Origin of the sequence: Polynucleobacter necessarius (assembly GCF_900096755.1) — a bacterium.
Taxonomy (GTDB): domain Bacteria; phylum Pseudomonadota; class Gammaproteobacteria; order Burkholderiales; family Burkholderiaceae; genus Polynucleobacter; species Polynucleobacter necessarius_K.
This window is the reverse complement of record NZ_LT615227.1, coordinates 1,538,328-1,556,931: the sequence shown is the minus strand read 5'-3', so window position 1 is coordinate 1,556,931 and position 18,604 is coordinate 1,538,328. Positions and strand designations below refer to the sequence as shown.

Annotated in this window: 17 protein-coding genes, 2 tRNA genes and 5 pseudogenes; 16 read left to right on the top strand and 8 right to left on the bottom strand. The window is 45.6% G+C overall.

Translation table 11 applies throughout. The features are described from left to right. Positions 1-27 precede the first annotated feature (27 nt). Together greA and DXE27_RS08170 are read left to right on the top strand one after the other, a co-directional pair. Complete coding sequence (greA, locus tag DXE27_RS08175; RefSeq protein WP_128113574.1) at positions 28-504, top strand: transcription elongation factor GreA; 477 nt, start codon at positions 28-30, stop codon at positions 502-504. Then, positions 504-977: a DUF4149 domain-containing protein gene (locus tag DXE27_RS08170; protein ID WP_128113573.1), complete on the top strand. Its 474-nt coding sequence runs from the start codon at positions 504-506 to the stop codon at positions 975-977. Before greA ends, DXE27_RS08170 begins: the two co-directional genes overlap by 1 nt. Before the next feature lie 26 nt (positions 978-1,003). On the opposite strand, the gene DXE27_RS08165 is transcribed toward DXE27_RS08170, so the two are convergent. Next, the gene (locus DXE27_RS08165; RefSeq protein WP_128113572.1) at positions 1,004-1,630 is read right to left on the bottom strand and encodes a YhbY family RNA-binding protein; all 627 of its coding nucleotides are present in this window, start codon (positions 1,628-1,630) and stop codon (positions 1,004-1,006) included. Positions 1,631-1,758: 128 nt separating this feature from the next. Between DXE27_RS08165 and DXE27_RS08160 the strand changes: the two genes are divergently transcribed. The 4 genes and pseudogenes from DXE27_RS08160 (at position 1,759) to glmM (ending at position 6,698) form a co-directional block, all read left to right on the top strand. Next, on the top strand, positions 1,759-2,433 hold the full coding sequence (locus DXE27_RS08160; RefSeq protein ID WP_128113571.1) for an RlmE family RNA methyltransferase: 675 nt from the start codon (positions 1,759-1,761) through the stop codon (positions 2,431-2,433). A gap of 145 nt (positions 2,434-2,578) precedes the next feature. Further along, the gene (gene ftsH / locus DXE27_RS08155) at positions 2,579-4,459 is read left to right on the top strand and encodes an ATP-dependent zinc metalloprotease FtsH (RefSeq protein WP_128113570.1); all 1,881 of its coding nucleotides are present in this window, start codon (positions 2,579-2,581) and stop codon (positions 4,457-4,459) included. A 49-nt stretch (positions 4,460-4,508) separates the two neighbouring features. Beyond that, positions 4,509-5,337 (top strand): annotated as a pseudogene (gene folP, locus DXE27_RS08150) (dihydropteroate synthase). A gap of 17 nt (positions 5,338-5,354) precedes the next feature. Further along, positions 5,355-6,698: a phosphoglucosamine mutase gene (gene glmM / locus DXE27_RS08145; protein ID WP_128113569.1), complete on the top strand. Its 1,344-nt coding sequence runs from the start codon at positions 5,355-5,357 to the stop codon at positions 6,696-6,698. A 113-nt stretch (positions 6,699-6,811) separates the two neighbouring features. Here glmM and DXE27_RS08140 read toward each other — a convergent pair whose 3' ends face one another. From DXE27_RS08140 to DXE27_RS08135, 3 genes are all read right to left on the bottom strand, one after another. Then, positions 6,812-8,233: a TonB-dependent receptor domain-containing protein gene (locus DXE27_RS08140; protein WP_197712373.1), complete on the bottom strand. Its 1,422-nt coding sequence runs from the start codon at positions 8,231-8,233 to the stop codon at positions 6,812-6,814. Between the two features lie 140 nt (positions 8,234-8,373). After that, a complete protein-coding gene (locus tag DXE27_RS09330) occupies positions 8,374-8,823 on the bottom strand; it encodes a TonB-dependent receptor plug domain-containing protein (protein ID WP_197712372.1) in 450 nt (149 codons plus the stop codon). 82 nt (positions 8,824-8,905) lie between these two features. Next, positions 8,906-9,274: a hypothetical protein gene (locus DXE27_RS08135; RefSeq protein ID WP_128113568.1), complete on the bottom strand. Its 369-nt coding sequence runs from the start codon at positions 9,272-9,274 to the stop codon at positions 8,906-8,908. Between the two features lie 60 nt (positions 9,275-9,334). On the opposite strand from DXE27_RS08135, the gene DXE27_RS08130 reads away from it, so the two are divergent. The 6 genes from DXE27_RS08130 (at position 9,335) to DXE27_RS08105 (ending at position 12,868) form a co-directional block, all read left to right on the top strand. Further along, positions 9,335-9,411 (top strand) — tRNA-Pro (locus tag DXE27_RS08130). Positions 9,412-9,446: 35 nt separating this feature from the next. After that, a tRNA-Arg gene (locus DXE27_RS08125) sits at positions 9,447-9,523 on the top strand. Between the two features lie 163 nt (positions 9,524-9,686). After that, positions 9,687-10,601 carry an amino acid ABC transporter substrate-binding protein gene (locus DXE27_RS08120; RefSeq protein WP_172457129.1) on the top strand — a complete coding sequence of 305 codons (915 nt, stop codon included), beginning with the start codon at positions 9,687-9,689 and terminating at the stop codon, positions 10,599-10,601. 26 nt (positions 10,602-10,627) lie between these two features. After that, complete coding sequence (locus DXE27_RS08115; RefSeq protein ID WP_128113567.1) at positions 10,628-11,410, top strand: amino acid ABC transporter permease; 783 nt, start codon at positions 10,628-10,630, stop codon at positions 11,408-11,410. A gap of 23 nt (positions 11,411-11,433) precedes the next feature. After that, positions 11,434-12,102, top strand: a complete 669-nt coding sequence (locus DXE27_RS08110; RefSeq protein ID WP_128113566.1) for an amino acid ABC transporter permease — start codon at positions 11,434-11,436, stop codon at positions 12,100-12,102. A 31-nt stretch (positions 12,103-12,133) separates the two neighbouring features. Further along, positions 12,134-12,868, top strand: a complete 735-nt coding sequence (locus DXE27_RS08105) for an amino acid ABC transporter ATP-binding protein (RefSeq protein ID WP_128113565.1) — start codon at positions 12,134-12,136, stop codon at positions 12,866-12,868. 184 nt (positions 12,869-13,052) lie between these two features. Here the strand turns inward: DXE27_RS08105 and DXE27_RS08965 are convergent, their stop codons facing one another. Beyond that, on the bottom strand, positions 13,053-13,217 hold the full coding sequence (locus DXE27_RS08965) for a hypothetical protein (protein WP_172457128.1): 165 nt from the start codon (positions 13,215-13,217) through the stop codon (positions 13,053-13,055). 93 nt (positions 13,218-13,310) lie between these two features. On the opposite strand from DXE27_RS08965, the gene DXE27_RS08095 reads away from it, so the two are divergent. The 3 genes and pseudogenes from DXE27_RS08095 to DXE27_RS08085 all read left to right on the top strand — a co-directional run bounded on the left by DXE27_RS08095 (position 13,311) and on the right by DXE27_RS08085 (position 15,160). After that, on the top strand, positions 13,311-13,994 hold the full coding sequence (locus DXE27_RS08095; RefSeq protein ID WP_128113564.1) for a DUF3313 domain-containing protein: 684 nt from the start codon (positions 13,311-13,313) through the stop codon (positions 13,992-13,994). 1 nt (position 13,995) lies between these two features. After that, positions 13,996-14,259 (top strand): EF-hand domain-containing protein, encoded by a 264-nt coding sequence (locus DXE27_RS08090; protein ID WP_128113563.1) that lies wholly within the window; start codon positions 13,996-13,998, stop codon positions 14,257-14,259. 6 nt (positions 14,260-14,265) lie between these two features. After that, positions 14,266-15,160: pseudogene (locus DXE27_RS08085) on the top strand (alpha/beta fold hydrolase). 165 nt (positions 15,161-15,325) lie between these two features. On the opposite strand, the pseudogene DXE27_RS08080 reads toward DXE27_RS08085, so the two are convergent. The 3 genes and pseudogenes from DXE27_RS08080 to wrbA all read right to left on the bottom strand — a co-directional run bounded on the left by DXE27_RS08080 (position 15,326) and on the right by wrbA (position 17,800). Then, positions 15,326-16,783, bottom strand: a pseudogene (locus tag DXE27_RS08080) (FAD-binding oxidoreductase). After that, positions 16,783-17,178, bottom strand: a complete 396-nt coding sequence (locus DXE27_RS08075) for a DUF2069 domain-containing protein (RefSeq protein ID WP_415064452.1) — start codon at positions 17,176-17,178, stop codon at positions 16,783-16,785. The pseudogene DXE27_RS08080 and the gene DXE27_RS08075 overlap by 1 nt, the downstream one beginning before the upstream one ends. A 17-nt stretch (positions 17,179-17,195) precedes the next feature. After that, positions 17,196-17,800 (bottom strand): annotated as a pseudogene (gene wrbA, locus DXE27_RS08070) (NAD(P)H:quinone oxidoreductase). Between the two features lie 22 nt (positions 17,801-17,822). On the opposite strand from wrbA, the pseudogene DXE27_RS08065 reads away from it, so the two are divergent. Beyond that, positions 17,823-18,531: pseudogene (locus tag DXE27_RS08065) on the top strand (YhjD/YihY/BrkB family envelope integrity protein). Positions 18,532-18,604 lie beyond the last annotated feature (73 nt).

The window sequence follows — 18,604 nt, the reverse complement described above, 5'->3', positions numbered from 1 at the left end:
CGCAAGAATTTAAGTTAGGTGAGTAGCATGAGCATAATTCCAATTACCAAGCGTGGTGCAGAACTCCTCAAAGAGGAGCTGCATCGCCTCAAGCAGGTAGAGCGTCCTTCAGTCATTAATGCTATTTCTGAGGCCCGCGCTCAAGGCGATCTCTCCGAGAATGCCGAGTATGACGCCGCTAAAGAAAAGCAGGGATTCATTGAAGGGCGCATTCAGGAGTTGGAAGGCAAGCTCTCTGCAGCCCAAATTATTGATCCTGCATCGCTTGATGTGACTGGACGAGTGGTGTTTGGTGCTACTGTTGACTTGGAAGACCTTGAAGACGGTACAAAGCTTACTTATCAAATCGTTGGTGATGATGAGGCAGATATCGCCTTGAATAAGATCTCGATTAGCTCCCCAATTGCCCGCGCATTAATTAGCAAAGAAGAGGGTGATGTAGTGGCTGTTCAGGCTCCAGGCGGTAATCGCGAAGTAGAAATCTTGGCGGTACGTTACGTCTAATGCGTACTGGACAAACCCAGAGATTATTTAGCCTTCTATCAGGACTCTGGGTCGGAAGCTTCATCACAATAGGATTTCTAGTCGTACCTGTACTGTTCTCATCTCTAGGTGACAGGCAGATTGCCGGAATGGTTGCCGCAAAACTTTTTGAGCTTACCGCCTACTCAGGCGTTGTAATGAGCGTCATTTTGATGGTGATGGCGAACTATCTCGTCAGAGAAAATTTAAACTCCTACCGCATCACACGATGGATTTTACTTGGCATGCTGATATGCGCTATTGGCGCTGCTTTTGTCATCATTCCCTGGATGAACTCTCTACGGGATCAAGCTCTTTACTTGGGCCTGTCAGTGCGTGAATCAACGAATGCAACTTTATTTAGTCGCCTTCATAGCGCCTCAAGCAGCTTATTTATGATTCAAGCCATACTTGGCCTTTTTCTCGTTTGGCGGGCAACAAAAAACGCCGACTAGCGGCGCTTTTTCATTCAGCGTTACGCTTAAGAGCCCAAAGATTTCTTCTTGGTGCTGCTCATTCTGACTTTACGTTTCTTAATTGGAGCGGGAGCAGCTACCGCCTTTCTATAACCAGGGGATGACCAGCCGATTTTTGACTCCGCAGCCTCTGAACGCAAAACACGTTTCTTAGGCGTTGCGGATTTAACTGCTGCGGCTCGCGCAAATGGTGAAGCATTAGATGCAGAGCGTCGATCAGATCTTTCTGAGGTGCTGGTGCGAACACCTGTTTTTGTCACAGTACGATTAGGCTGTCTTTTTGTGCGCGGAGCTTGCAAAGATTTTTTAGTTTGTTTGCTGGAGCGACCAAGATTGCTAAAGGCCTCATCGATCACATCTTTTGGCTTCCAGAGAACAAGCAACTTACCAATGTGCTGAACAGGAGCGGCATCTAGTTTGTCGCAGAGCTCTTCATAGATAGCGACGCGAGCCTCACGATCATCACCAAAAACGCGAATCTTAATTAACCCATGATGATTAATAGCCAATTTAGCTTCTTTGATTACGGCAGGTGTTAAACCATCTCCGCCAACCATCACTACAGGACTTAAGTCATGAGCATCGGCTTTAAGGGATTTACGTTGTGCGGGGGTAAGAATGAGTGCAGTCATGGGCTCGATGATAGAGCATTCGTTGCCAAAATCAGCCTATTCAGTCGAATTTGCGGGTATTTTTCTCAATTCCTTTTGCTTTAGAGGGCGGAAACCAGGAAAATGGAACTCGAAAGTGTGGGTGAGTTGTGGCAAAGAATAAATTTAATAAAAGTTGGTTGCAGGATCATTTAACTGATCCGTACGTAAAGATGGCTCAGAAAGAGGGCTATCGCGCGCGAGCTGTTTACAAGCTCAGCGAAATCGACGAGGAGGATCACCTCATTAAAGCGGGTATGGCCATTGTGGACTTGGGGAGCGCTCCAGGAAGCTGGTCTCAATATGCCCGCAATCGTTTAACTGAGCTTGGTAAAAGCAACCCAAAGATTGAATCTGGTAAGCCTGATGGTCAGATTATTGCTATTGATATTCTGCCAATGGAAGATATTGCAGACGTAAGCTTTATCCAGGGAGACTTTAGAGAAGATGAAGGTCTTGCCGCTCTTGAGGCGCTATTGCCCAAGGAAGCAGAAGGTAAAGTAGATTTGGTGCTATCTGATATGGCTCCAAATCTTTCTGGAGTGGGTGTGGCAGATGCAGCCAGAATGGCCTTTTTGGCAGAAATCGCCCTTAATTTTGCTGTGGCACATCTCAAACCAGAGGGCGCATTGCTGATTAAGTGCTTCAATGGCAGTGGCTATAGTCAAATTGTTGAGTCCTTCAAGAAGGTCTTTAAGACGGTTGCTTCCAGAAAGCCGAAGGCCTCCAGGGCCCGTTCATCAGAGATATTCTTATTAGGCAGAAATCTAAAGCCGCCAAAATAAGCTCTCTACCGCCTCAATAACCCTTAATTTATAGGGTTTTATTAAATAACTATCCCATTAGCCCTTGAAAAAGGGCGGTAGTAGAATCAAATACATAGGTAGCGATTCGCTTTAACTCCTGGGTTAATCCAGAAAAGGACTCATTTTGAACAGCAATATGTTCCAAAAAATCGGTGTATGGCTCATTGTGGGCTTGGTGCTTTTTACTGTCTTTAAACAGTTTGATAAGCCCAAGGACCAAAATCAGGTCACGTATTCCCAATTCATGGATGACGCGAAAGCGGGAAAAGTAAAGCGCGTTGATGTGCAAGGCCACACTTTGCAAGTGACTCCGGCTGATGGCAATAAATATTCCATTATTTCTCCGGGCGATATTTGGATGGTTGGTGATCTCATGAAGTATGGCGTCCAAGTAACCGGCAAAGCAGATGATGAGCCAAATATGTTGGTATCAGCTTTGTACTATCTCGGCCCAACTTTATTAATTATTGGCTTCTGGTTTTTTATGATGCGCCAAATGCAAGGTGGCGGCAAAGGTGGAGCATTCTCCTTTGGTAAATCCAAAGCGCGTTTGATTGATGAAAATAGCAACACCGTAACTTTTGCTGACGTCGCTGGATGTGACGAGGCAAAGGAAGAGGTTTTCGAGTTAGTTGATTTCCTTAAAGACCCTCAGAAGTTTCAAAAACTGGGCGGCCGTATTCCGCACGGTGTATTGCTTGTTGGCCCTCCGGGTACAGGTAAGACCCTGTTGGCGCGTGCCATTGCAGGCGAAGCGAAGGTACCATTTTTCTCAATTTCGGGATCAGATTTCGTCGAAATGTTTGTTGGTGTTGGCGCATCACGTGTACGTGATATGTTTGAAAACGCCAAGAAGAATTCTCCTTGCATCATCTTTATTGATGAGATTGATGCTGTTGGTCGTCATCGTGGCGCAGGAATGGGTGGTGGCAATGATGAGCGCGAGCAAACACTTAATCAAATGCTTGTTGAGATGGACGGCTTCGAAAGCAATAGCGGCGTAATCGTTGTTGCAGCCACAAATCGCTCTGATGTTTTGGATAAAGCCTTATTACGCCCTGGACGATTTGATCGTCAAGTACACGTAGGTTTGCCCGATATCCGCGGACGTGAGCAGATTTTGCAAGTGCATATGCGCAAAGTTCCTATTGATCCTGATGTCAATGCCGCCGTTTTGGCTCGTGGCACGCCTGGATTCTCTGGTGCTGACTTAGCAAATTTAGTAAACGAAGCTGCATTGTTTGCTGCACGTCGCAACAAGCGCTCAGTTGACATGAAAGACTTTGAGGATGCAAAAGACAAGATTTATATGGGCCCTGAGCGCAAGTCTGCCGTTATGCGCGAAGAAGAGCGTCGTAATACTGCTTATCACGAGTCTGGGCATGCGGTTGTGGCAAAGGTACTTCCTAAAGCCGATCCTGTTCATAAAGTTACCATCATGCCGCGTGGTATGGCTTTAGGTGTGACATGGCAATTGCCAGAGTTTGACCGCGTCAATCTTTATAAAGATCGCATGCTAGAAGAGTTGGCTATTTTGTTTGGCGGTCGTGCAGCTGAAGAAGTTTTTCTCAACAGCATGAGTACTGGTGCTTCAAATGATTTTGAGCGTGCTACAAAAATGGCGCGTGATATGGTGACGCGTTATGGCATGAGTGATAGTTTAGGTACGATGGTCTACGTTGATACCGAGTCTGAAAGTATCTTCGGTCGCAACAGCACCAAAACCGTTTCTGAATTAACTCAACAGAAGGTTGATGCTGAAATTCGTACCTTAATTGATAGTCAATACGCATTGGCGCGCTCTATCTTGGAGCAAAATCGCGACAAAGTTGAAGCAATGGTTGCCGCTTTGTTGGAATGGGAGACCATCGATGCTGAGCAGATTAATGACATCATGGAAGGTCGACCACCTCGCGCACCTCTGCCGCCACCGGCTACTCAGTTTGGCAATTCTGCTGGCGGAGCACCTGGTCCGGCTGCTGGTAGTGCGCCTGCGACTGCCTAAGTTTTATCGCCAAGCTTGGTAATTGATGCTTAAGTCAGGTATCAAAGATATGCCCACAACATGGCGTTGTGGGCGTTTTCTTTTTGACTTTGCTAAACGAAGGCGCCCTGTAGTTATGGGCATACTCAACGCCACGCCTGATTCATTTTCTGATGGTGGTCAACATCGAACTGTAAAAGATGCCATACATCATGCAGAGTTAATGATTGCTAATGGTGTTGATCTCATTGATATTGGTGGGGAATCTACAAGAAGAGCTTGATCGGGTGTTGCCAGTGATTGAAGCCTTAAAAGACTGCGGTGTGCCGCTTTCTATTGATACCTATAAAGCCGAAACAATGCGCCAAGCCCTAAAGGCGGGCATTGATTGCGTCAATGACATTTGGGCGCTTAGACAAACCGGTGCTGTAGACGCTGTACTGGAAAGTCAAAGTTGCGGCATTGTATTGATGCATATGCAACGCGATCCTCTCACGATGCAATTTAATCCTGAATACATCAATGTGATTGCTGAAGTAAAGCGGTTTCTAAAGGATCGGGCTGATCTCTTGATTTCTTCTGGCATTACAAATGATCGCATTGCTATAGATCCAGGCTTTGGTTTTGGTTTTGGTAAGAGCTTGGAGCACAACCTCAATATGTTGACTAATTTTGCTGAATTTTCATCCTTGGGGCTTCCTGTGTTGGCTGGTATCTCGCGCAAATCCATGATTGGAAAAGTAACCGGCAAGGAAACAAATGATCGTGTTGCCCCTAGCGTTGCTGCAGCCATTATGGCGTCAGACCGTGGAGCCACTATTGTGCGGGTTCACGACGTAGCCGAGACAGTTGACGCTCTAAAGCTATGGGAAGCCATTCAAGTAGATATGTCGGTCTAAGTTTTATAATTAATCCTATGAAAAAACAATACTTTGGCACCGACGGAATCCGAGGAGAGGTGGGACAATTTCCTATCGTTCCAGAATTTATGACTCGCTTGGGTTATGCGGCCGGCAAGGTATTAACACGCAATGCAAAGCCAGGCGAACGATGCAAGGTTCTGATCGGCAAAGATACCCGCGTTTCAGGATACTTGTTAGAGGCAGCATTGGAGGCGGGCTTTGCAGCTGCAGAGGTGGATGTAATGCTCTGCGGTCCTATACCAACACCAGGCGTTGCTTATCTCACGAGAGCCTTGCGCTTGTCTGCGGGGTTAGTAATTTCTGCCTCTCACAATCCTTATCAAGATAACGGTATTAAATTTTTCTCTGCAGAAGGGGATAAATTTTCAGATGATTTTGAGTTCGCCATTGAAAAAGAACTAGAAAACCCAATCGGCTGCGTAAGCTCTAAAGATTTAGGTAAAGCATTTCGCTTAGATGATGCAGCAGGTAGATATATTGAGTTTTGTAAATCTACTGTTCCTGGTCATCTCAATCTAAAGGGATTGAAGATCGTAGTTGATTGCGCTAACGGTGCCGCTTACCATACAGCCCCTCATGTGTTTCATGAGCTAGGTGCTGAAGTCATTTCAATTGGCGTTCATCCTGACGGCCGTAATATTAATGATGGCTGTGGTGCTACCGCACCTGCGGCTTTAATTGCTAAAGTTCGGGAAGTAAAAGCAGACATAGGAATAGCTTTGGATGGGGATGCTGATCGCTTGCAGATGGTTGATGCATCCGGCAGATTGTTTAATGGCGATGAGTTGCTTTATGTGTTGGCAAAAGATCGTGTTGACCGTGGCGACAAGGTTGGTGGTGTAGTTGGCACATTAATGACCAATCTGGCCGTTGAATATGCCATCAAAGAGCTCGGCATTGGATTTGAGCGTGCCAATGTTGGCGATCGCTATGTATTAGAGCTTCTCAAAAAGAATGACTGGCATGTCGGCGGAGAAGGCTCTGGTCATTTACTTTGCTTAGATCGCCATTCCACAGGTGACGGCACCATCGCAGCGCTGCAGGTGTTAACCGTTATGAGTCAATCCAAGAAGAGCCTTGCGCAACTCTTGGATGCAGTCAGCATATTTCCGCAGGTGCTTCTTAATGTAAGGTTTAAGCCTGGCTACGACTGGAAGTCTGATGAAGCGCTAAAAAAACAAATTTCTTTGGTTGAGAATAAGCTCAAAGATATCGGCAGGGTGTTAATTCGCGCCTCAGGGACTGAGCCATTGCTACGTGTGATGGTGGAGACAAAAGATGGTGATCTTGCAATGAGTGCTGCTAAAAGCATTGCAGATCTGGTGCCCACGGCTTAATCTGCCCACTACGTTTTTTTTAAAAAGCACCTCTTAATCCAATCATAAAACTTCGGCCTGGCTGTGGGGCATAGAGTCTTACAGCCATCGGCGTAGTTGCATATCGAATCTGCTCATTTAACAAATTCTTCATATTTAGATATGACTGTCCAGTTCACTTGCTGAACCCGCTCTGTATAAGAAATTCCTGCATTTAAAAGGTTATAACTAGGAGCAGGGCCTTGCTCCCAGCTTGCCAAGCGATTCTGTTGGTAACTATAGATGTAGCTTGCATTGGTGAGCCAGCCATTTTTCTGATGAGCAACCTCAGCGCCGAGTCTAGGTGCCGGCTGTAGCGGTAAGTTACCACCTGCATTAAAGCTACCCTGAGAAGCATCACCAAATAGTCTGCCACCTAAACCTTGCTCTCGCCAGTTATAAGTAATTTCGCCTTCTATACCCTTAATAGTTGCCGCCGCCTGTTGAGCGGTCACCACGCTAAATCCATCGCCTTCCTGGCCGCCATTATTAATTGCATTGCCCGTGTAATAACCATAGATGTAGTTGTTAAATCGGTTTGCATAGACACTTGCCTTGCTGCGAAAAACCCCCAATGTCTTTTGATGGTTGAACTCTAGATTATTGGATATTTCTTTATTTAAATTTGGGTTACCAATATCAAATGTGGCCGTAGATTCATGCGCGCCATAGGAATAAAGTTTTTGAGCACTGGGAGCTCGTTGCGTCACCGTATAAGCAACTCCCAAACCATGATCCCTGAAGAAATTCCACAGGCCGCCTGCAGAATAAGAGATCAGATTGAAGTTGCGATTTTGCAATGTAATTGCTGGGGTAGATGATCCTGCAGAGGTTTCTTGAGGCTGAAGGGTGGTACTGCTATTGGGATTTTGTCCAACATTGTTGTATCTCAATCCAAGGCTGCCTTGCAATGCATCCCATTTGCCTTCCTCAATCCAAAAGAGAGCATTGGAATTGGTTTTCGTAGGAGGCAAAATTGAATAGCTACCACTACCGACTTCCGTGGCGTTAAGCGATGCCGCAGTGGCCTGGGCGCCAAAGGTACCTTTCCAGCCCAATAGCGGATTGTGCGTTAGCTCAAATCGCGCCTCATTTGCCAAATTCCTCCAAAGGGATGCCGCCTCTCCGGTGTTTGCAAATTCGGTATGGGTGTAATTCGTATTTGCAGCACTGAATTTGAAGGATGAAAAGCCGGAAAACGGATCTCGAGTTTGATGTTGCAGGTCGTAGCGATTTTGCGATTGGTTGATCGATCCACCCTCTGGTGTTGGGATGCCATAGTTATTATTTAATCGCTCGACAGAGAGGCCTGTGTATTCAAAATTACCAATGTAGGAAACGCCAAACCCTACATTGTTTTGATTGCTATAGCTATTGGGTAATTTTCCGGTGTAATTGTTTCCGCCGTTTCCACTCGGTGGAACTGTCCAACCACCAATAGGCTCACCCTGTGTCTGCGTTGAACTTCCGGGAATAGAGTAGTTATTTGCATTGTTAATTGCGGTATCGACGTGCACGGCTACTGAGCCAACAGAACCATCAAGCTCTACAGATCCAGCCCGGCCATTGTTTACGGTCTCGTAGCTGGTGTTAATTGCTCCGGTAGCTCTATCTCTATCAGGCAGATTTGTCAGAATTCGATCATTTACTACGTTAACTAAGCCGCCCCGCTCGAGCCTGACCCATAGAGTAAGGCAGCTGCACCACGCAAGATTTCAACCTGGTGCGTGTTTTGCATATTGTTTCCGACAGCATGATCTTGGGAAATATTCGAGACATCACCTACTGAAAGACCATTCTGCAGAATTTGAACGCGCGATCCCTCAAGGCCGCGAATAACAGGTCGTGATGACCCTGCGCCATAGCCGGTTGCTGACACCCCCAACTCATTGGCTAAGGTGGCGCCAAGGGTGCTGCCGAGTTTATTCAATAACTCATCACCCTGAAGAATTTTTGTTGGCGTCAAAATACTTTGAGCGGCTTCTTGGCTACCGGTAGCGGTTATCTCAAGACTAGGATTTAGATCTTGCGCAACAACATAGGAGCCAAAAAGATTGGAGGCAACTAGAAAAAGTAGTTGCTGCTTCGTTACGTATTTACACTTCATTTAAAAACCTTCTTGCACTACGCCAACAAAGGGCGCATATAAATATCATTAACTAGTTATGGCAACTAGTCGCTAAGGTGATTTAAAGAAGAAGGCTGGGCGGGGCTCTTGATTGGTAAGACTTAATGCTTGCTTGAGCAATGAAAGAGGCATTTGAAAAACTGGGTTGGTGTGTAAAGGCGTTATGAACACCTCCAGCAACAGAGTCCACAGCAATGAATCCAGCCAATGTAAGCGCATCAAACAAATGACAGACATCAGAGCTGTGATTCAGCGAAGGCAGGGCGCTCTCTGTATTGAGGCTGATATTTGCTTGGCCTTGAGGCTGCGCATGAGAAATGCTGTGTGAGAACCCAATCCAGTGGGTGCCAATCAAGCAAAACAACAGCAAAAAGACTGATAGAGCAGTCCGAGTTTGCTTGGTAAATTTGCTGTAAAAATAGGCAACCATGAGGCGAATCTTACAGGATTTGCCTCATAGGACGCTCTCGGTGTAGAATATCGATTCCGTCGGAGTGTAGCGCAGCCTGGTAGCGCACCTGCTTTGGGAGCAGGGGGTCCAAGGTTCGAATCCTTGTACTCCGACCACTTTCTCTTTGTATAGCTTAAATTCCAGCATTTATCTGCCCATAGCTCAGCTGGATAGAGCAACGCCCTTCTAAGGCGTAGGTCGCACGTTCGAATCGTGCTGGGCAGGCCAAATCCTTCCTCAATTCCCACTGTTTCCCTGGTTTTTCCAAAATATACCCATAATTTATTGGGGTAATCATCAATTACGTGCATTAAAACCGCTATAGGGTTGTTAAATTTGCTATAAATACATTTGTATCAATATAAGTAAAAGTTAAAACAGGGGATTCCTTATGAAAAGCAAGAATTTAATTAACGCAGGCTTAGTAGCAGCAGGCTTGTTGTTTGGTGCATTGAATGTTCAAGCCGCTAGCCAAACGATGGACAAAATCAAGTCTTCAGGCGCCGCAACAATGGGTGTTCGTGAGTCTTCTATTCCAATGTCATACACCACTGGCGATAGCCGTTTCGATGGTTACCATGTAGAAATTTGCCGCATGATTTTGGGCGACATCAAAGATAAGCTCGGCATGAGCACTTTGCGCATCAACTATCAACCTGTGACATCACAGAATCGCGTTCCATTGGTGCAAAACGGCACAGTGGATATCGAGTGCGGTACGGCCACAAATTTCGTGAATCGCGCAAAAGACGTTGGTTTTGCAAACACGCTGTATGTTGAAGAAGTACGCATCACCGTAAAAGCAAATTCTGGCATCAACTCTATTTCTCAGTTGGCTGGCAAGAAAGTGGCTACAACTACCGGCACAACATCAGTTCAATTGTTGCGTAAGTATGAGAAGGCTAATGGCGTGAACTTTGATGAGGTATTCGGTAAAGACCATGCTGATAGCTTTTTGCTATTGGAATCAGGTCGTGCTGACGCCTTCGTAATGGATAGTTCTATTTTGGCAGGCAATATTGCTAACTCTAAGAACCCTAAGGACTACAAAATTGTTGGTGAAGTCTTGGCTACAGAGCCAATCGCCATCATGGTTCGTAAGGATGACCCTGAATTCAAAGCTGCTGTAAATGCTGCGATTGCAAAAATCGTTGCTAATGGCAACATGCCAAAGCTTTGGAACAAATGGTTCTTATCACCAATTCCACCGAAAAATATCGTAGTAGGTCTTGAGTTATCTCCAGCAACTAAAAATGCTTGGGCAAACTTGAATGACAAGCCTGCAGAAGATTACAACAAGAAATAATTCAAATCGCTGATAGATAGGTTTATATGGATTTAGGAATCTTTTGTAAAAGCACCTTAGACGGAGAAGTGGTTGATCACTGCTTCTCCGCTTTACTTGGTATTGGGCAAAATGCTGACCCCAGCTATTTAGACTGGCTGATGAAGGCATGGGGGTGGACCTTGGCTGTTGCAGGTCTTGGTTTGGCTATTGCACTCTCGCTTGGTGCCGTAATGGGAACATTGCGGACACTGCCAAACGAAACCGCACTCAATCGATTTTTAGTGCGCCTTTCCACGGCTTGGGTCGAACTCTTTAGAAATATCCCGATCTTGGTTAAGGTGTTTCTTTGGTATCACGTTATTCCGGCCTTCATTCCACCCTTAAAAGGTTTCCCCTCTTATTTGTTGGTTAGTATCGCCTTGGGATTTTTTACCTCTGTACGTATTGCAGAGCAGGTTAGGGCGGGTATTCAGTCACTTCCTTCAGGGCAAAGGGCTGCAGCTACTGCGCTTGGACTTAATACGTTTCAGAGCTACCGATACATCATCTTGCCAATGGCGTTAAGAATTGTGATTCCGCCATTGACTTCTGAGAGCATGAATCTCATCAAGAACTCTTCAGTAGCATTTGCCGTTTCCGTTCCAGAGCTCACATTATTTGCAATGCAGGCGCAAGAAGAAACTGCACATGGCGTTGAGATTTATTTAGCCGTTACATTCCTTTACGCACTTTCTGCATTCGCAGTAAATCGCGTGATGGCCTATATTGAGAAGCGCTCACGCATTCCCGGTTTTATTGTGTCGAACACTGAAGCGGCGGCCCACTAAATGACTAAATTAATGGTGTCCACATGTTGAGCCTAGACCTGAGTTTTTACAATTGGGATCTTTTTACTAACTACATTCTGAAGGGCATGCTCTTCAGCCTCCAATTAACAGTAATCGCTACAGTTGGCGGAATTGTTTTTGGAACCTTCTTGGCGCTGATGCGCTTGTCTGGCAGACCAAGCTTGGTTTATCCGGCAACTATTTACGTCAACACCATGCGATCGATTCCATTGGTTATGGTGATCTTATGGTTCTTCTTATTGATTCCAATGCTTATTGGCAGGCCTATTGGAGCTGATCTCTCGGCTACGATTACTTTTATTGCATTTGAAGGTGCATTCTTTTCTGAAATTGTGCGTGCCGGCATTCAGTCTGTTCCCAAAGGCCAGGGATACGCAGCGCAAGCTCTTGGCATGACTTACGGTCAAAACATGCGCTTCATTGTTTTGCCGCAAGCTTTTAGAAATATGATTCCGGTATTCATGACCCAAACCATCATTTTGTTTCAAGACACATCTTTGGTTTATGCAATCGGTGCGTATGACCTATTAAAAGGCTTTGAAATTGCCGGTAAGAATTATGGTCGTCCAATTGAGACTTATATCCTCGCTGCATTTGCTTATTTCATCATCTGCTTCTCGCTCTCAAAAATTATGAGAAGAGTGCAGTCCAAAGTGGCGATTATTCGCTAATTTATCTTTAATATTAGACAAGCAATTCATCATGATTGAACTTCAAAATGTCTCAAAATGGTATGGCAACTTTCAGGTTCTCACTGATTGCAGCGCTTCAATCCAAAAAGGTGAGGTAGTTGTTATTTGCGGCCCATCGGGATCCGGCAAATCTACGCTCATTAAGACAATCAATGCGCTCGAGCCATTTCAGGCTGGTGAAATTACCGTTGATGGTATTCGTCTACACGATCCAAAAACCAATCTTCCTAAGTTAAGAGCTAGGGTAGGGATGGTGTTTCAGCACTTTGAGCTATTCCCCCATTTGAGTATTACGGAAAACCTCACGCTGGCCCAAATGAAAGTATTAGGTCGCTCAGCCGATGAAGCCAAAGCGCATGGTCTAAAGTACTTAGAGCGAGTCGGCTTAATGGCTCAGAAAGATAAGTTCCCCGGTCAACTCTCTGGCGGCCAACAACAACGCGTTGCTATTGCGCGCGCATTGAGTATGGATCCGATTGTGATGCTCTTCGATGAGCCTACATCAGCGCTTGACCCAGAAATGGTAGGCGAAGTTCTAGATGTTATGGTGAAATTAGCCAATGAAGGCATGACTATGTGCTGCGTAACTCACGAAATGGGCTTTGCAAGGAAAGTCAGTAATCGCGTGATCTTCATGGATCAAGGTCGCATCATTGAAGATTGCAGCAAAGATGAGTTCTTTGGAAACCCTGATGCTAGATCACACCGCGCTAAAGATTTCCTCTCAAAAATATTGGCATACTAAAAATTCGGGCTCACCGCATGCTCTCGTCAACCAGGTTATTGATTTTGATGCTTGGTTTATTAACGCTCTCTGCATGCACTGTTGCCAAATTAGAGGCGCGACTTGAAGCCAATCCTCAGTGTAAGGATGTAATAAACCCAAAGACTGGGACCGTTATGCCTTGCCCTGGATCAGATAAATCCTTTTATCGCTCGGTTGGCCTTGAGCCGCAAAAAGTCTCTTCAGCAACTTCACCACCTAGCGTGGTTGGTGCGACAGCTGGCTCAACGCCAAACGCTGATTCAGTAATTAAATCAAATTCACCCGCTGCAGCAGCTATTGAGTCCTCGGCACGCCCGCCGGATTGCAAACCTCAGATTCATAAAAAACTGGCGGTATGTTGCCATGCCCCATCCCCGATTAATCCATCCCGTATTTATTTGCACCAACTAAAGGAATTCAGATGCGTAAATTCATCGTAGTAGCAGCATCCATTTCGACCGCTGTTATTTTGGCGGCATGTAGCAACACACCAAAGCTTGCTTCAGAGCCAATGCCACGATCAGGTTTCTTGCCAAATTACTCTGTATTGGTACCAATGGCTACAAGTCAGTCAGATGCGCGCATCTGGAGATACCGTAAGTCTGGAGTAAATCCCGGAAATTACACCGCTGTCATTCTTGATCCAATCTACCTAAACCAAAGTGCGACCAAAGAGATTAGCGCAGAAGCGATTTCTCAGGCTCAAATTACACTGCAAGATTCAATGGTTTCCGCAGTAAATTCTCGCGGTAATATTCGCATTGTCACAAGCCCTGGTCCCGGTGTAGCGCGTATAACCGTTGGCATTACTGGCGCCGAAAGCTCTGTAAATAGTTTGCAGCCTTGGAACTTTACGCCGATTGGTTTAGCAGTTAATGCAGCAACCTATGCGGGCGGCGTGAACTCCAAGACACCTGCATTGCTCGTCGAAAGCAAAATTACTGATAGCCAAACAAAAGAGTTATTGGGTGAAGGCTTGGTAACAATTCAAGGGGAATCATTTAGAACTGGCTCAGGCTCCGTAGAGTCTATTATTGAAATGGCGAAGAAGGTAGTGCGGGTTGCAATGGAAACTTCCGCAAATCTAACTCCTACTGGAAAATAAAATGGTTACAAATCATTTCTTAAAACTGACTGCAATTTTCTTGGGTCTTTTATTTGTCACTTTTTCTAGCTATGCAGATGACGCTAGCAAAAATCGTGAAATCGCCCAACGATTTGCTAAGTGCGATATCAATCATGACGGCAAGCTAACCAAGGACGAGGCAAAAGGCTGCATGCCGCGTATTTACGATCACTTTTCCTACATAGATTCCGGCAACAAGGGTTATTTGACCGTATCCGAAATTCAAGCGGTAGCTGATGGATAATTTTTTATGGCGATCATCTTTCCTGGATTTGAGAGCAGGGTAACTACCGTTTCATCGAATGACGGGGCAATTGATATTGCCTATCAAATTGGTGGTAGCGGTCCCGCATTACTGATGCTTCATGGCTTCCCTCAAACAAAAGCGATCTGGCACCAAGTCGCACCGGAGCTCTCTAAATCTTTTACGGTGATTGCTGCCGATCTTCGCGGTTACGGCCAATCTTCTAAGCCACATGGAAATCCAGATCATTCAACTTATTCGAAGCGCTCCATGGCTGCCGACCAGCATGCCTTAATGCATTCATTGGGTTATGAAAAGTTTTTCCTGCTCGGGCATGATCGTGGTGGACACGTTTCCCACCGCCTGGCAATGGACTTTCCCAAAAGCGTTACAAAGCTGATGGCCTTAGATATATCTCCAACCCTGACGATGTATGAAAACACTTCGATGGAGTTTGCCAAGGGTTATTGGTATTGGTTCTTTTTAATCCAGCCTGAGCCCGTACCAGAAACGATGATTGGTGCCAATCCTGAATACTGGCTAAAGAATCACATGGGGCGCCATGCGGGAGCTGGTATTTTTTCACTGGATCGATGGAGCGAGTACTTAGCTGGAGCAACTAACCCAGATTGCATGCACGCAATGTGTGAGGATTATCGAGCGGCTGCCACCATTGATTTAGTGCATGATCGCGCAGACCGCGAGCAAGGAAAACGACTTCAGATGCCCATAAAGGGTACTTTGGGGGGAGCATGGACTTGTAAATAAGTGTTTTGCACCGGTAGATGACTGGAAAAGGGTAGCCACTGATGTTAGCGGCATGGCGGCCCCTTGTGGACATTACATACCTGAGGAGCTTCCCGAGGTAGTTATAGCCGAATCAAAGCAGTTTTTTGCTTAAATGGATACCAAAAACCCCATAAAAACAAAAAAACCTAAATAAATCAGATATTTAGGGTTTTATAGCTTTATTCTGGGTGAAAATTATTACTGGCCATGAAGCTGATGGTGCGCTCAAAGCCAAGAATTCGGATGTAACGCCAAGCAATATCGCGATATTTGCTATCTAAGTAGCCAATAGCGACCTCAGGCGTCCTTTTGGACAAGTCGATCTGTTGAATTGCACGGGCCCAACGTTTGAGTCTTGTGCCGTTTTAAGGGCTCTCATGAGGTCGTGGGCTACCGCACCCTTGTGAGCCCTTAATCCATCTAATTTAAGCTGCCCCACACCCACACCGTGTTCTGCAGAAATGGAGCCCTTGCAGCGTTCAACTTGGCTATAAATCAGCTCATGGATAGCTTTTTCATTGGCCAGATTGAATGATTTAGGGTCAACTCCAAGCGGTGGGGCAATGTTGTAGTGAAGATTGCCGTCGCCCAAGTGTCCGAAATTAATGATTCTGACGCCTGGATATTTAGAGCGCATTAAACCATCCGCTTCCTCAATAAAGCTTTCAAGGGCCGAAAGAGGGATGGTGATGTCATGTTTTAGATTGGCGCCTTCTTCAGCTTGAGCTAGGGTAATGTGCTCGCGCATCTGCCAAAACGATTTAGCCTGACTTAAGTTACTGGCAATGACAGCATCAGAAATCAAATTCGCCTCGAATGTGCTTCCTCCAAAACAGTTTCCAGGAGCTACCTTACATGCTCCTCGCTCTCGTGATCAGAAAGCTCAATTAATACTGTGTAGGCTGGATTGCCTTGTAGCGGATTAGCCATGTGCGGAAAGTGCTTTGTATTTAATTCCAAAGACTCCTGCGTCATCATTTCAAATCCGGTAAGTATTGATGTTGCGCGTTTCTGGAATAAATTTAATAAATCGATGGTAGATGCAACGCTATCGACTGCAACCAGTGTTGTCCATTGTGAGATGGGCAGGGGATAGAGCTTCATCACTGCAGCGGTAATAATGCCTAGCGTGCCTTCGGACCCAATAAATAGATCTCGTAAGTCATAGCCGGTATTGTCTTTGCGCAAGCCCTTTAAGCCATCCCAAATTTCACCTTTAGCGGTAACTACTTCCAACCCAAGGCATAAGTCACGCGTATTTCCATAACGCAGCACATTTGTGCCGCCCGCATTGGTTGCAAGATTGCCTCCAATCATGCAGCTTCCTTCGGCACCAAGACTTAAAGGAAATAAAAACCCATGCTCTGCAGCTTGCTCTTGAACTGATTGCAAGATACAGCCAGCCTCTAACGTGATGGTTTGATTGGCGCTATCTATATCCAATATTCGATTCATGCGCTTGAGGTTCAAAATAATTTGCTTACCACTAACTATCTGGCGTAGCTCCACCGCAAAAGCCAGTATGGCCACCCTGGGGAACAATCGCTACATTGCTCTGCGCACATGCCTGAACAATCTGTGATATTTCATCAGCGCTATTAGGCAACACAACAGCCAAAGCTTTGCCCGTATAGCGTTTGCGCCAATCCGTTAGGTAGGATGCTTTATCAGCCTCTTCGGTAAGAATGTATTGCGCACTCAAAATGCCATGAAGCCGCTTGATGAAAGATTGCATCAGCCTTTTGCCTCACGCATTTTCTTAAGACTTTTAGCTTCTTTTTTAATGGGCTTTAAATAAACTAATAAACATATAAAGCCGATAGTGGCAAGAATTGTCTCTAATAGCGCGAGCCAAAAGTTTGCTCCAGTTTCTAGAATTCGTACCAACCCTTCGGTCACGTAAAGCAAAATTAGCATTGATGCCCATTGCATGGTGTAAACCTTGCCTTTCCATAAACCAGGAATAGCAAATAGCAAAGGAACGCCTTTTAAGATCAACCAAGATCCACCAGGGCGCAGTGGTGAAATAAACCATTCCCAGCAAACGCACAGAATGAATAGATCGATAAATGCCGCTGTCGCTATTAGCTGGTAGGGATTCTTTTCAAGAATTTTCTGATACATATTCATTGCTCGCAAAATTGTTATCAGCTCTTCAGAAGTTTTAATGCTGCTTCGGCAAGGCGCTTGCCTTGGGCTTTTGCTAGACGCTGCTCTTCAGGGCTAATGGGAGCTCTCTTCCATCAGCATGAGCTAGATGAGTGACCCCATAAGGGCTGCCCCCAGTACTTGAAGACATTAAATCGGACTCGCTGTATGGCAGGTCCATGATTAACATACCGCGATGAAGTAGGGGAATCATCATGGTGAGCAATGTACTTTCTTGGCCGCCATGCATGCTGCCAGTGCTAGTGAATACGCAAGCAGGCTTCCCAATGAGGGCACCGTTAAGCCACTCTGAAGAGCTACCATCCCAAAAGTATTTCATTGGTGCAGCCATATTGCCAAACCTAGTGGGCGATCCTAGGGCCAACCCAATACATTCCTTCAAATCGGAATACTCAACATAAGGGGCGCCTTCGCTAAGAACCGGAGATTCAGATGCCTCGCAAACCGTGGAAACTGCTGGAACAGTCCTTAAACGCGCATTTACCCCTGGGACGCTTTCGATTCCTTCGGCAATGAGGCGCGCCAAGTCCTTGGTGGCACCATAGCGGGAGTAGTACAAAACTAAAATTTCTGGTTGGCTCATATTCTTCTCTTATGATACGGCGATGCGCATTATTCGTAACCCCCAATTATGGCTCTCCCTGGGCAAAGAGCTCTGGGAGGGAAACCGCGATCAAAATTTAAAGCAAATTGCCGCAAGCCTATCGTTTACGACCACTTTATCCCTTGTGCCAATGATTACCATAGCCACAATGCTGATAGGTTACCTACCAAGCGTTATTCAGGTAAAAAATACGTTCAGAACATGGTTGTTAGATACGTACATGCCTGGCGGCTTAAATCAACAGGTCTTCATGTATTTAGACCAATTTTCCTCAAAAGCCAGCGGCCTTACCTTCGTCGGTCTAATTGGATTGGTGGTCACCACAATCATGACTCTTGCAGTGATTGAGGGGGCCTTTAACCAAATTTTTAAAGTGAAGCAGAGTAGGCCACTGCTTAAGAAGGTGATTATTTATAGCGCCAGTACTCATGGCGGTTGCGGTATTTGCGGTCGTATACAAGATATTGCCTTATGCCAAGATTCTTTGGGTTGATGCTTTTGCCGCCTTAGCCTTTGAGCTGATGAAATTTGGCTTTGCCATCTTCTTAAGTCACACCGCCTTTTACAAAACGGTATATGGCGCCTTTGCTATATTCCCACTGGGCCTGATTTGGATTTACATGACTTGGTGGATTACCTTAGCTGGAGCCGTTTTAGTGGCCAACCTACCCGATATCCGAAGTGGGGTAATTAGGGTTATTCGTTACTAAAAGTTAGCGCTAAAGCCTTGATTGAAACAGGGCTTGAGGATATATTGAGTCTATACATGGATCAATTCCGGAG